The following is a 13,748-nucleotide window of genomic DNA, read 5'->3' on the forward strand; positions in this document are numbered from 1 at the left end:
TTGTGCTGAGCCGATGTGGCGTCGAATTATTTATCACCCTGAAGTGAACTATGCCCTGCGGCAAACGCTGGTGCTCTGCCTGCCGGTCGCGCTGGGCTGGCTGGCTGGCGACCTGCAAAAAGGTCTGCTGTTCTCGTTAGTCCCCGCCTGCTGCAACATTGCCGGTCTCGATACCCCGCATAAACGCTTCTTCAAACGTCTGATTGTGGGCGGCAGCCTGTTTGCGCTTGGCAGCTTCCTGATCCAGTGGCTTACCCTGCATGCGGTTCCGCTGCCGCTAATCCTGTTTGCGATGCCCCTGTTGCTGGGTGTCACCGGGGAGATCAGCCCGCTGCATGGCCGCCTGCTCTCCGGCACCCTCATCGCCGCTATTTTTACCCTGAGCCTGACGGGCCGCATGCCCATCTATGTGCCGCCGCTGCTCTATATCGGCGGCACCCTCTGGTATGGCGTGTTTAACTGGTTCTGGTTCTGGCTGTGGAAAGAGCAGCCGATGCGCGAAAGCCTGAGTCTGATCTACCGCGAGCTGGCGAACTACTGCGACGCCAAATATACCCTGCTGACGCAGCTGACCGATCCGGAGAAGGCGCTGCCGCCGCTGCTGGCTCGCCAGCAGAAAGTGGTCGATTTGATCAACACCTGTTATCAGCAGATGCATATGCTGTCGGCGAGCCGCGACAATAGCCATAAACGGCTGACGCGCGCCTTTCAGGTGGCGCTGGATCTGCAGGAGCACATCTCGGTCAGCCTGCACCGGCCGGAAGAGGTGCAGAAACTGGTTGAGCAGAGCCATGCTGAAGCGGTGATCCGCTGGAACGCCAAAACCATCTCAGCCCGGCTGCGGGTGCTGGCCGATACCATTCTCTACCACCAGTTAGCCGATCGTTTTGCGATGGATAAACAGCTTGGCGCGCTGGAGAAGATCGCCCGTCAGCATCCCGACAATCCGGTGGGCCACTTCTGCCTTTATCACTTCAACCGCATTGCGCGGGTGCTGCGCACCCAGAAACCGCTTTACCAGCGCGACCTGATGGCTGACCGCCAGCGCCGTCTGCCGCTGCTCCCGGCGCTGCGCAGCTACCTCTCATTTCGCTCCTCAGCGCTGCGCACTGCCGGTCGCTTTGCGGTCATGCTGATGCTGGGCAGCGCGCTGGCGCTCTTCTTCAACATCCCTAAGCCCTACTGGATTCTGATGACGATCATGTTCGTCAGCCAGAACGGCTACAGCGCCACCCGCGTCCGTATCCAGCACCGTGCGCTCGGCACCTTTGCCGGTCTGGTGGTCGCGGCGGCCACACTGCGTCTGGCGGTGCCGGAACCTGTCGTCCTGCTGGTGATGCTGGCGATTACCTTTATCAGCTATCGCTTTACCCGTCAGTTTTATGGCTGGTCGATGATTGGCTTTACGGTCACCGCGGTTTACTCGCTGCAGCTCCTCTCACTGAATGGCGCGCAGTTTCTGCTGCCGCGACTGATGGATACGCTGATGGGCTGTCTGATCGCCTTTGGCGGCATGATCTGGCTCTGGCCGCAGTGGCAGAGTGGCTTACTGCGGCAAAATGCCCATGACGCGCTGGAAACCTATCAGGATGCGCTGCGCCTCCTGCTGGGAGAGGAACAGGCACCCGGCAAACTGGCTTATCAGCGTGTGCAGGTGAATCAGGCGCACAATGCGCTGTTTAACTCGCTGAATCAGGCGATGCAGGAGCCGGGTTTCAACGCCCAGTATCTGAAAGATATGCGGCTCTGGGTCACGCACAGCCAGTTTATCGTCGAGCACATCAATGCGATGACCATTCTGGCGCGTGAGCACACCATGCTGACCCCCTCGCTGGCGGAACGTTACCTGCAATCCTGTGAGATCGCGCTGCAACGCTGTCAGCAGCGGCTGGAATATGAGGGTGCCAGTTCGCAGGTTAATCTGCTGGATGAGCTGGGGAATATCAGTGAAGGACCGGTAACGGTGGTGGAGCAGCATGTGCGACGCATTCTCGATCATCTCAGCGTCATGCACACCATCTCCTCGCTGGCGTGGAGCCAGCGACCACAACATGGCCGCTGGCTGATCAGACACTTACGGAAAAAATCCGCTAGCCGTTGAGCACTTTGCCGACAGCCGTGGCAAAGCGGCTCATGCCCTCTTCGATGTCAGCAGGCTCGATGATCAGCGACGGGGCAAAACGCATCACGTCGGTGCCGGCGACCAGCACCATCACGCCTTCAGCGGCCGCGGCATTGAGGATGTCGCGCGACCGTCCGGCATGCTGCGGTTTCAGCGCCGCGCCAATCAGCAGCCCCTTGCCGCGAATATCGCTGAACAGATCGTACTTCGCATCGATAGCCTGTAAGGCGGTCACAAAGTGCTGACGACGCGCCTCAACGCCTGACAGCACCTCTGGCGTATTGATGATATCGAGTGCGGTTTCGGCAATGGCACAGGCCAGCGGGTTGCCGCCGTAGGTGGTGCCATGCACGCCTGGCGCCATCGTCGAGGCGATCTCATTAGTGGTCAGCATGGCGCTGACCGGGAAACCGCCGCCCAGCGCTTTGGCTGAGGTCAGGATATCGGGCTGAACACCATAGTGCTCATAGGCGAACAGCTTGCCGCTGCGGCCCATACCGCTCTGCACTTCGTCCAGCACCAGCAGCGCCTGATGCTTATCGCACAGCTCACGCAGTCCCTGCATAAAGGCCTGCGTCGCGGGCATCACGCCGCCTTCGCCCTGAATCGGTTCCACCACAATGGCGCAGGTGTGATCGTCGATAACCGCTTTTACCGCCTCCAGGTCGTTGAACGGCACATGCACGATGTCCGCCGGTTTCGGGCCGAAGCCGTCTGAATATTTTGGCTGACCACCAACCGTGACAGTAAACAGCGTCCGCCCGTGGAAGGCGTTATGAAAGGCGATGATCTTACTTTTGAAAGGGCTGTGTCGTTTGCAGGCGTAGTAACGCGCCAGCTTAAAGGCGGCTTCGTTCGCTTCGGCACCGGAGTTGGCAAAGAAAACGCGCTCCGCAAAGGTGGACTGGATCAGCTTACTGGCCAGGCGCAGGGCCGGTTCGTTGGTGAAAACGTTGCTGGTGTGCCACAGGGTTTCGCCCTGGCTTTTCAGCGCCTCCACCAGCGCCGGATGGCAGTGGCCCAGTGCGGTGACGGCGATCCCGCCGGAGAAATCGATATACTCTTTGCCCTGCTGATCCCATACACGACTGCCTTTGCCTTTTACCGGCACAAACTGCGCAGGTGCATAAACAGGCAAAATAACGTTATCGAACGTCTCCCGGGTAACCGCAATTTTTTCCGCCGCCATTGATGACCCCATTTGAATGATAGTTGTGCAACATTGAAATAATAATCACAAAATATGCATAAAAAATCACTCAAAGGCAACTTATTGCGTCAGGAAATTGCGCAGCAGCTGATGACCCTGCTCGCTGAGAATGCTCTCGGGATGAAACTGCACGCCTTCCAGCGCCAGCGTTTTGTGGCGGAAACCCATGATCTCGTCAGGCTCACCGTCGCGCAGACTCCAGGCGGTGACCTCGAACGCATCGGGCAGCGTCTCGCGCTGCACGATCAGCGAATGGTAACGGGTGACCGTCAGGGGATTGTTGAGATCGCGGAACACACCTTTGCCGGTGTGCTGAATGGCGGAGGTTTTGCCGTGCATCACCTGACGGGCGCGCACCACCTGCGCACCATACGCCTGCGCGATAGCCTGATGACCCAGACAAACGCCCAGCACCGGCAGCTGCCCGGCAAAGTGGCGGATGGCCGCCAGTGAGATCCCCGACTCCGAAGGCGTACAGGGGCCGGGGGAGATCACCAGATGGGTCAGCGGTAAGGCAGCCATCTGCTCCAGCGTGATGGCGTCATTGCGCACCACCTTAACCTGCGCATCCAGTTCGCAGAAATATTGATAAAGATTCCAGGTAAAGGAGTCGTAGTTGTCGATAAGCAGCAGCATGACTGATCCAGAATGATAAACCGCGCCGCTATTCTACGTGGTTAAGCCGCCTCACTCACCACTTTCGCAAAAACCGCCTCCAGCGGAGCCAGATCGCCCGCCACACCAGCCTGATTAGCCGCTTTCCAGCTCTCCGCATCGGTCTCTTCCCACGTCAGCAGATACCCGGCATGCAGCGCCAGCTGTTCGAAGAAGATGCGCTGAGCCCGCCCGTTGCCATGGCGGAACGGATGCAGCATGTTGATTTCACAATAGTAGTGGGCGATACGCGGGATAAAGGCATCACGCGGGAGGTCAGCCAGCCCCTTCTCCTCTTCCAGCGCGGCCATCAGGGCGTTGCCCTCTTTTTCGATATATTCGAAATGACAGAACGGCGTCTCATCGCGCCAGATATCGATGGTGCGCAGTTCACCGGCCCAGCTGTAGAGATCCTGGAACAGGGTGCGGTGAATCTGACGCAGCCAGGGCAAACCGGGGTTGCGGGGCCCCAGTTCCAGCGTGGCGAGACGCGCCGCACTGAAGCTCAGCTCCGCCTTACGCAACTGGGCGGCATCGTGGATTTCGGCCAGATTTTTCAGCACATTGTCGTGCTGCCACAGGTAAGGGTCCTGGCTGACGGCGCTGTTAGAGTCCATATTGCCTCCTCAGTGACGCCAGACGTGTTTCCGCATCGTCACTCTTCACGCTGATCTCATTTGGTGTGAAGCCCTCCAGCCGACAGCTGGCCTGATAGCTGGCGCTGCGCCGCTGTTGCCACAGTGTGACCTTCTGTTTTTCGGTGAGTTTGTTCGCCATGCCGCCTCCTGCTCAGGTTTTTGCCCTAAGTATAAGAGCAAATTCTGGCTTTGCCGGAGGCGGCGGGCGATCGCCATCCGCAGATGGCGACAAAAGGCGTTAAGGCAGGACTTTCGCGGAGAGGATAACGACCGGTTTAGACGGGACATTCTGGTAAGGGCCAACATCTTTGGTCGGCACCTGAGAAATTTTTTCAACCACATCCTGGCCTTTCACAATCTTACCGAAAACGGCGTAGCCAAAATCGCGCTGTCCATGGTCAAGGAAGGCGTTATCCGCCACGTTGAGGAAGAACTGGCTGGTCGCGCTGTCTTTATCCGCAGTACGCGCCATCGAGATGGTGCCACGCAGGTTGCGCAGGCCATTATCGGCTTCATTTTTGATCGGCGCGTTGGTCTGCTTCTGCTGCATATCGGTGGTGAAACCGCCGCCCTGCACCATAAAGCCCGGGATCACGCGGTGAAAAATGGTGTTGTTGTAAAAACCGCTGTTAACGTAATCAACGAAGTTTTTTACGGTAACCGGCGCTTTCTGGTTATTCAGTTCGAGTTCGATATTACCGGCGGAGGTGGTAAGCAGAACGTGCGTGTCGCCTTTTGCGGCCAGCGCCTGGGCGGAAACAGAGGAGAGCGCTAACAGGGTAATGGCCGCTGTTAAAGTACGTTTGAACATGAAAGATTCCTTACCCTGGAGAGTGGGGATCGAAAAAAGTGATTAAGTGTAAAGAGCATGGAATACAAGAGCCAGCGTTTTACCTATATTTACGCTGCCTGCGCAAAAGCGAGACGCAAACGTTAACCCTCAGCAATTACGTGATTAAAATCACACAACACATGAAATTTGGATCTGTAGTTTCACTGCTTGTTTATTAAGATCACAGTTCCGTTTACACTTTCTGACACTTTTTGGCACCCGGTCCCTAACAGGTTCAGAACATGACAAACCGAAATCGTATTGGCCTTACCTGGATAAGCTTTTTCTCCTATGCGCTGACGGGCGCACTGGTAATCGTTACCGGCATGGTAATGGGCGATATCGCAAAAGATTTCCAGATCCCTGTCTCCAGCATGAGTAACACCTTCACCTTCCTCAACAGCGGCATTCTGGCTGCGGTCTTCCTGAATGCCTGGCTGATGGTGATTGTGCCCCTGAAGCGCCAGCTGATTTTCGGCTTCGTTCTGATGGTCCTGGCGATCGTCGGATTGATGACCAGCCGCGATCTGACCATCTTCTCGCTCTGTATGTTTGTGCTGGGCGTGGTCAGCGGCATTACCATGTCGATCGGCACCTTCCTGATCACCCATCTGTATGAGGGTCGTCAGCGTGGTTCCCGCCTGCTCTTCACGGACTCCTTCTTCAGCATGGCGGGCACGCTGTTTCCGGTACTGGCCGGGATCCTGCTGGCGCGTCAGCTGCCGTGGTACTGGGTCTACGTCTGCATCGGCTTCATCTACGTCGCGATCTTCATCATGACGCTGTGTGTGGAGTTCCCGGTGCTGCGCAAGCCTGAAAACAGCCCGACGGTGGAAAAAGAGAAATGGGGTGTGGGCGTGCTGCTGCTGGCAGTGGCGGCTCTCTGCTACATTCTCGGCCAGCTTGGCTTCATCTCCTGGGTGCCGGAATATGCCACCAAAGTCATGGGCATGAACATCAATGATGCCGGACAGTTGGTGGGCAGTTTCTGGACAGCCTATATGGTCGGCATGTGGGTCTTCAGCTTCCTGCTGCGCTTCTTCGATCTGCAGCGCATTCTGATGGTGCTGGCGGGTCTGGCCACGGTGCTGATGTACTGGTTCGTCAGCAGCAACGATGCCGGCATGCTGAAATGGATCATCATGATTCTTGGCTTCAGCTCCAGTGCGATCTACACCACCATCATCACGCTGGGTTCGCTGCAGACCAAAGTCGCCTCACCGAAGCTGGTGAACTTTATCCTGACCTGTGGCACCGTCGGCACCATGCTGACCTTTGTGGTGACGGCGCCTATCGTTGAGAAAAGCGGAGTGCATACCGCACTGGCGACCGCCAACGCGCTTTACGCGGTGGTGTTTGTCATGTGTGCGCTGCTCGGCTTTGTCAGCCGTCATCGTACGCACGGTCACATCACGCATTAATGCTTCAGGGCGGCGATTTATCGCCGCCCTGCTCATTAACGCCGGAAATCTACGCGCTCCCGCTCCCGCCAGTAAATTTCACTTTCCGCTGGTTTTGTCTCCGCCACCACCACACCACGCCGCACCGAGTAGCGCACCGGAACCTGCCTTCTCACCGCATCAAAGCCACTCTCAGCCGGCAGAATGATCAGGCTCGCCTCGTTGCCGCTCTGAATGCCATAGCCTGCAAGCTGCATCGTCTTCGCGCTATTATGCGTAATCAGATCCAGCCCCGCATCTATCTGCTCGTAGCCCATCAGCTGACAGACATGTAAGCCCATGTGCAGCACCTGCAGCATGCTGGCGGTGCCCAGCGGATACCAGGGATCAAACACGTCGTCGTGACCGAAGCAGACATTAATCTCCGCCTCCAGCATCTCTTTCACCCGCGTAATGCCACGCCGCTTAGGATAGGTGTCGAAACGCCCCTGCAGGTGAATATTGACCAGCGGGTTCGCGACAAAGTTAATGCCCGACAGCTTCAGCAGGCGGAACAGCCGCGAAGTGTAGGCACCGTTATAGGAGTGCATGGCGGTGGTGTGGCTGGCGGTCACGCGTGCGCCGTTGCCGTCGCGATGGGCCAGCGCCGCCACAGTTTCCACAAAGCGCGACTGCTCATCATCGATCTCATCGCAGTGAACATCGATCAGCCGGTCGTAGCGGTTCGCCAGCGCAAAGGTCTTATGCAGCGACTCCACGCCATATTCGCGGGTAAATTCATAGTGCGGAATCGCCCCGACCACATCAGCACCCAGCCGCAGCGCCTCCTCCAGCAGCGCCTCCCCGTTGGGATAGGAGAGGATCCCCTCCTGCGGAAAGGCGACGATCTGCAGGGTTATCCAGGGGGCCACCTCCGCCTTCAGCTCCAGCATCGCTTTGAGCGCCGTCAGGGAGGGATCGGAGACGTCAACGTGGGTGCGAACAAACTGGATGCCGTTGGCGATTTGCCATTTCAGCGTCTGCATCGCCCGCTGTTTAACATCCTCGTGGCTGAGCATCGCCTTGCGTTCCGCCCAGCGCTCTATGCCTTCAAACAGGGTGCCGGACTGATTCCACGCGGGCTGACCCGCGGTCTGGGTGGTATCCAGATGAATGTGTGGCTCAATAAAGGGCGCACAGGCCAGACCGCCCTCACCGTCCAGTGACTGATCGGCCGGTGTCGCCTGCTGGGGCTGGGCCGAGAGGCGGACAATGCTGCCGTCGGCAATTTCGATCTGCCACAGACCTTCCCGCCAGGGTAAACGCACGTTGTTAATCCACTTGGGTGACCGCATTGCCAGCTCCTTATCCGGGTTTTGGTTAAAACTAGCACGAATCGTCGTCCCGGCGGCAATACCGGATTATCAGCGGGTTATCTCTTCCGGATAAAATCAATTCAAATCAACCACCTAACCCTAAATAGGTATATGGACGGGTGGTTGATGTACATCAATAAGCGCCAGAAAGGGCGCGCTATTGTAGCCGCAGAAATCGCAAATCTGAGGCAAAAATGAGCAAGCACAATGTCGTCGTTATCGGTAACGGCATGGTCGGCCACCGCTTCATAGAAGAGTTAATGGAGAAAGCGGAACCTGACCAGTTTTCGCTGACCGTCTTTTGTGAAGAACCGCGCGTCGCCTACGATCGTGTCCACCTCTCGGCTTACTTCTCCCACCACACCGCAGAAGAACTCTCGCTGGTGCGTAAAGGGTATTACGAGAAACATCAGGTCACGCTGCTGCTGGGCGAGCGCGCCATCACCCTTAACCGTGATGAGAAACTGATCCACTCCAGCACCGGTCGCACGGTCCGCTACGACACGCTGATTTTTGCCACCGGCTCTTATCCCTGGGTCCCGCCGATTAAGGGGGCGGACGGCAGCGACTGCTTTGTCTACCGCACCCTTGACGATCTTGATGCGATTGAGGCCTGCTCACGCCGCAGCACACGTGGCGCGGTGATTGGCGGGGGTCTGCTGGGCCTGGAAGCGGCGGGTGCCCTGAAAAATCTGGGCATAGAAACCCACGTCATTGAATTTGCCCCCGTGCTGATGGCAGAACAGCTGGATCAGCAAGGCGGAGAGCAGCTCCGTCGCAGGATCGAAGAGATGGGTGTACGGGTCCACACCGGCAAAAATACCCAACAGATTGTGCATCATGCGCAGGGCGGCAAAACGCTGCAGTTTGCCGATGGCAGCACGCTGGCGGTCGATTTTATCGTCTTCTCCACCGGTATCCGTCCGCAGGACGCGCTGGCGAAGCAGTGTGGCTTAACGCTGGGGCCGCGCGGCGGCATCGCGATTGATGACCAGTGTCGCACCAGCGACCCCGCTATCTACGCGATAGGTGAGTGTGCCGCCTGGCAGAACCGCGCCTATGGCCTGGTGGCACCGGGGTACAAAATGGCCCAGGTTGCCAGCGACCATCTGCTGGGCCGCGACAATGCCTTTACCGGCGCGGACATGAGCGCGAAGCTCAAGCTGCTCGGGGTCGATGTCGGCGGGATTGGCGATACGCGCGGCACCACACCAGGCGCCCGCAGCGTGGTCTGGCTGGACGAAGGCAAATCGATCTATAAACGCCTGATTCTCAGCGAGGATCAGAAAATCCTGCTGGGGGCCGTACTGGTGGGCGACACCCGCGACTATGGCAACCTGCTGCAGCTGGTGCTGAACGCGATTCCGCTGCCTGACCAGCCGGAAGCGCTGATTCTGCCCACAGGCAGCGGCGAAAAACCGGCTATCGGCGTCGACTCTCTGCCGGAGAGCGCGCAAATCTGCTCCTGCTTCGACGTCACTAAAGGCGATATTGTGCAGGCGGTCCAGGCGGGCTGCCACACCGTGGCTGCACTGAAAACCACCACCCGTGCAGGCACCGGCTGCGGCGGCTGTATTCCGCTGCTCACACAGGTGCTCAACAGTGAGCTCAGCCGCCAGGGGATTGCGGTCAGCGACCATCTTTGCGCCCATTTTGCGTATTCCCGTCAGGCGCTGTATCACCTGATTCAGGTAGAAGAGATCAAAACCTTTGATGAACTGCTGGCCCGCTATGGCCAGGGCTACGGCTGTGAAGTCTGCAAGCCCACAGTGGGTTCGCTGCTCGCCTCCTGCTGGAATGAGTATGTGCTCAAACCCCAGCACGCGCCGCTGCAGGACAGCAATGACCTTTGCCTGGGCAATATTCAGAAGGATGGCACCTACTCTGTGATCCCGCGCTCCCCCGGTGGGGAAATCACGCCGCAGGGACTGAAAGCGATAGGTGAGATCGCCGGGCGCTACCAGCTCTACACCAAAATCACCGGTTCACAGCGCATCGGCCTTTTCGGGGCGCAGAAAGACGATCTGCCCGCCATCTGGTCACAGCTGATCGACGCCGGCTTCGAAACCGGCCAGGCCTACGCTAAGGCACTGCGAATGGCGAAAACCTGCGTCGGCAGCGCCTGGTGCCGCTATGGAGTCGGCGACAGTCTCGCTCTGGGCGTGATGCTGGAGAACCGCTACAAAGGGATCCGCACCCCGCATAAGATGAAATTTGGCGTCTCCGGCTGCACCCGCGAGTGCGCGGAAGCCCAGGGGAAAGATGTCGGCATCATCGCCACCGAAAAAGGCTGGAACCTCTACGTCTGCGGCAACGGCGGCATGAAGCCGCGGCATGGCGACCTGCTGGCCGCCGATCTGGATCAGGAGACCCTGATCGCCGCGCTTGACCGCTTCATGATGTTCTATATCCGTACCGCCGATCGTCTGCAGCGCACCTCGCTGTGGCTGGAGAGCATGGAGGGCGGCATCGACTATCTGCGTTCGGTGATCATGGATGACCGGCTCGGTCTCAACAGCCAGCTGGAGCAGCAGCTGGCTGCGCTGCGCGCCACTGTCCGCTGCGAATGGAAAGTCACGCTGGAAGAGAAACCGTCCCTGTCGCGCTTCGCCCACTTTATCAACTCGGCGCAGCGCGACCCTGTCATACAGCGGGTGGCCGAACGCGACCAGCACCGTCCGGCCCGCGCCGACGAGCGTATTGCCATCACCCTGACAGAGGAGACGAAATCATGAGCCAGTGGCATCCGGTATGCGCGCTGACGCAGATCCTGCCCGCCACGGGCGTCTGTGCGCTGGTCAACGGCGAGCAGATCGCCATCTTCCGTCCACGCGATGATGAACAGCTCTATGCCATCAGCAATATCGACCCGTTCGCCGGGGCCAGTGTGCTGTCGCGCGGCATTATCGCGGAACATCAGGATGCGCTCTGGGTGGCCAGCCCGCTGAAAAAGCAGCGTTTTCGCCTCAGCGATGGTGTCTGTATGGAGGATGCCTCGCGCAACGTGGCCGCCTGGCCGGTGCGGGTCAATGCCGGACAGGTCGAAGTCTGCCTGTAACTCTCTTCACAGCCCGCTCCGGCGGGCTTTTTTAAGGATCGCTGATGGACTACTTCCCCCTCTTCTGCCGCCTGCAGGGCCGGCGCTGTCTGCTGGTGGGTGCGGGTGATGTGGCGGAGCGCAAAGCCCGCCTGCTGCTGGAAGCCGGTGCCGAACTCCGGGTGGGTGCTCCTGATTTTTCGCCCGCCTTCCGGGCGTGGGCACAGCAGCGTGCGGTTACGCTGCTGCCGGGACATTTCGATCCGCACTGGCTGAACGGCTGCTGGCTGGTGGTGGCCGCTACCAGCGACAACGCGGTCAATCAGCAGGTGGCGGAAGCGGCGGAAAGGCAGCAGATCTTCTGCAACCTGGTGGATGCACCGCAGCAGGCCAGCGCGATTGTGCCATCGATCATCGATCGTTCCCCGCTGATGGTGGCGGTGTCGTCCGGCGGACGGGCGCCGGTGCTGGCGCGCCTGCTGCGGGAGAAGCTGGAGGCGAGGCTGCCGCAACATCTCGGCCAGCTGGCGCAGCTGGCCGGTCACCTGCGCGCGCGGGTGAAAAAGCAGTATGGCGCGCCAGGTGCCCGCCGCCGCTTCTGGGAGCGCTTCTTTCACAGCGAGCGACTGGCGCAATCGCTGGCGAACGGCGACAGGCCGCGTGCAGAGCAGATCGCTGACGCGCTTTTTGACGCCAATCCGGCCCGCCAGGGGGAGGTGGCGCTGGTCGGTGCCGGGCCGGGCGATGCCGGACTACTGACCCTGAAAGGCTTACAGCTTATTCAGCAGGCGGACGTCATCGTCTATGACCGCCTGGTCTCCGATGCGGTCCTGAAGCTGGTGCGCCGCGATGCCGAGCGTATCTTCGTGGGTAAACGCGCCGGACATCACTGCGTGCCGCAGGCGTCGATTAATCAGCTGCTCTGCGAACAGGCGCAGCGCGGAAAGCGGGTGGTACGGCTGAAAGGGGGCGATCCCTTTATCTTTGGACGGGGCGGCGAAGAGCTGGAGGCGCTGGCGCAGCAGCAGATCCCCTTCAGCGTGGTGCCGGGGATCACCGCCGCGTCAGGCTGCGCGGCCTACAGCGGCATTCCCCTGACCCACCGCGATCATGCGCAGAGCGTCAGGCTGGTTACCGGCCATCTGCAGAAAACGGGCACCCTCGCCTGGCAGACGCTGGCGGCGGAACAGCAGACGCTGGTCTTTTACATGGGGCTGACGCAGGCCGGAGAAATTCAGCAGCAGCTGATAAAACATGGGATGCGCAGCGATATGCCGGTGGCGCTGGTGGAAAACGGCACCAGCACGCGTCAGCGCGTGGTGACCGGAATACTGAATGAGCTTGAAGCGTTAGCCGGTCAGGTGAGCAGCCCCAGCCTGATGATCATCGGCAGCGTGGTGAGTCTGCGCGACAGCCTGCGCTGGTTCTGAATCGACAAATAAAAATGGCGGACATCATGTCCGCCGTTTCATTGACTGCTCAGCCGTTACGGCATCGCAACGAAGCCCACCGCCTCATACACCTTTTTCAGGGTTTCCTGCGCCTGTGCGCGTGCCTTCGCCGCGCCATCACGCATCACCTGCTCCAGCAGCGCTTCGTCGTTGCGGAAGGTGTGATAACGCTCCTGCAGCTCAGAGAGCATGCCCGACACCGCATCCGCCACTGCACCTTTCAGATGGCCATACATCTTGCCCTCAAACGCCTGCTCAAGCTCGGCGATACTCTGACCGGTCACGCCCGACAGAATATCCAGCAGGTTAGAGACGCCCGCCTTCTCTTTCACGTCGTAGCGCACCACTGGTGGTTCTTCAGAGTCGGTGACGGCGCGTTTAATCTTCTTCACCACCGCTTTCGGATCTTCCAGCAGGCCGATCACGTTGTTGCGGTTGTCGTCAGACTTGGACATCTTCTTCGTCGGTTCCAGCAGCGACATTACGCGCGCGCCAGACTTCGGAATGAACGGCTCCGGCACCTTGAAGATGTCGCCATACAGCGCATTGAAACGATGCGCGATATCACGGCTCAGCTCCAGATGCTGTTTCTGATCTTCACCGACCGGCACCTGATGGGTCTGATAGAGCAGAATGTCCGCCGCCATCAGCACCGGATAGTCGAACAGACCGGCATTGATGTTCTCTTCGTAGCGTGCGGATTTATCCTTGAACTGCGTCATGCGGCTCAGCTCACCGAAATAGGCGTAGCAGTTCAGGATCCAGCTCAGCTGCGTATGCTCCGGCACATGGGACTGAACAAAGATGGTGCTTTTTTGCGGGTCGATGCCGCAGGCAAGGTAGAGCGCCAGCGTGTCCAGCGTCGCTTTACGCAGTGCGGCAGGGTCCTGACGCACGGTGATAGCATGCAGATCAACGATGCAGTAAATGCAGTGGTAATCATCCTGCATCTGCACCCACTGACGCAGCGCACCCATATAGTTGCCGATGGTCAGTTCGCCGGACGGCTGTGCGCCGCTGAAAACGATGGGTTTCATACTTAAGTCCTG

At 59.0% G+C, this 13,748-nt stretch carries 12 protein-coding genes; 5 read left to right on the forward strand and 7 right to left on the reverse strand.

Features of this window, described 5'->3' with window-relative positions; translation table 11 throughout:
* Positions 1–13: 13 nt before the first annotated feature.
* Positions 14–2,101: a YccS/YhfK family putative transporter gene (locus AC1V0D_RS17695; protein ID WP_009087646.1), complete on the forward strand. Its 2,088-nt coding sequence runs from the start codon at positions 14–16 to the stop codon at positions 2,099–2,101.
* Here AC1V0D_RS17695 and argD read toward each other — a convergent pair.
* From argD to ppiA, 5 genes are all read right to left on the reverse strand, one after another.
* Entirely contained in the window at positions 2,091–3,311 is a 1,221-nt protein-coding gene (argD, locus tag AC1V0D_RS17700) for a bifunctional acetylornithine/succinyldiaminopimelate transaminase (RefSeq protein ID WP_058957839.1), read from the reverse strand. The genes AC1V0D_RS17695 and argD overlap by 11 nt on opposite strands.
* Before the next feature lie 81 nt (positions 3,312–3,392).
* A complete protein-coding gene (locus AC1V0D_RS17705; protein WP_482907823.1) occupies positions 3,393–3,968 on the reverse strand; it encodes an aminodeoxychorismate/anthranilate synthase component II in 576 nt (191 codons plus the stop codon).
* A 41-nt stretch (positions 3,969–4,009) separates the two neighbouring features.
* Positions 4,010–4,603: a putative adenosine monophosphate-protein transferase Fic gene (locus tag AC1V0D_RS17710; RefSeq protein WP_009087652.1), complete on the reverse strand. Its 594-nt coding sequence runs from the start codon at positions 4,601–4,603 to the stop codon at positions 4,010–4,012.
* On the reverse strand, positions 4,593–4,763 hold the full coding sequence (locus AC1V0D_RS17715) for a YhfG family protein (protein ID WP_009087653.1): 171 nt from the start codon (positions 4,761–4,763) through the stop codon (positions 4,593–4,595). The genes AC1V0D_RS17710 and AC1V0D_RS17715 overlap by 11 nt, the downstream gene beginning before the upstream one ends.
* Before the next feature lie 99 nt (positions 4,764–4,862).
* Positions 4,863–5,435 carry a peptidylprolyl isomerase A gene (gene ppiA / locus AC1V0D_RS17720; RefSeq protein ID WP_111207891.1) on the reverse strand — a complete coding sequence of 191 codons (573 nt, stop codon included), beginning with the start codon at positions 5,433–5,435 and terminating at the stop codon, positions 4,863–4,865.
* 263 nt (positions 5,436–5,698) lie between these two features.
* On the opposite strand from ppiA, the gene tsgA reads away from it, so the two are divergent.
* Positions 5,699–6,877: an MFS transporter TsgA gene (gene tsgA, locus AC1V0D_RS17725; protein ID WP_009087656.1), complete on the forward strand. Its 1,179-nt coding sequence runs from the start codon at positions 5,699–5,701 to the stop codon at positions 6,875–6,877.
* 35 nt (positions 6,878–6,912) lie between these two features.
* Here the strand turns inward: tsgA and AC1V0D_RS17730 are convergent, their stop codons facing one another.
* On the reverse strand, positions 6,913–8,190 hold the full coding sequence (locus tag AC1V0D_RS17730) for a cytosine deaminase (RefSeq protein ID WP_482907824.1): 1,278 nt from the start codon (positions 8,188–8,190) through the stop codon (positions 6,913–6,915).
* Positions 8,191–8,405: 215 nt separating this feature from the next.
* Here AC1V0D_RS17730 and nirB point away from each other — a divergent pair, with 215 nt between their 5' ends.
* From nirB to cysG, 3 genes are read left to right on the forward strand one after another with little or no spacing between them, the layout of a single operon-like run.
* Complete coding sequence (gene nirB / locus AC1V0D_RS17735) at positions 8,406–10,946, forward strand: nitrite reductase large subunit NirB (RefSeq protein WP_482907825.1); 2,541 nt, start codon at positions 8,406–8,408, stop codon at positions 10,944–10,946.
* On the forward strand, positions 10,943–11,269 hold the full coding sequence (gene nirD, locus AC1V0D_RS17740) for a nitrite reductase small subunit NirD (protein WP_009087662.1): 327 nt from the start codon (positions 10,943–10,945) through the stop codon (positions 11,267–11,269). Before nirB ends, nirD begins: the two co-directional genes overlap by 4 nt.
* Positions 11,270–11,313: 44 nt before the next feature.
* Positions 11,314–12,678 carry a siroheme synthase CysG gene (cysG, locus tag AC1V0D_RS17745; protein WP_482907826.1) on the forward strand — a complete coding sequence of 455 codons (1,365 nt, stop codon included), beginning with the start codon at positions 11,314–11,316 and terminating at the stop codon, positions 12,676–12,678.
* Between the two features lie 56 nt (positions 12,679–12,734).
* On the opposite strand, the gene trpS is transcribed toward cysG, so the two are convergent.
* Entirely contained in the window at positions 12,735–13,736 is a 1,002-nt protein-coding gene (gene trpS / locus AC1V0D_RS17750; protein WP_009087666.1) for a tryptophan--tRNA ligase, read from the reverse strand.
* Positions 13,737–13,748 lie beyond the last annotated feature (12 nt).

The organism is Pantoea sp. PA1, from assembly GCF_056856975.1.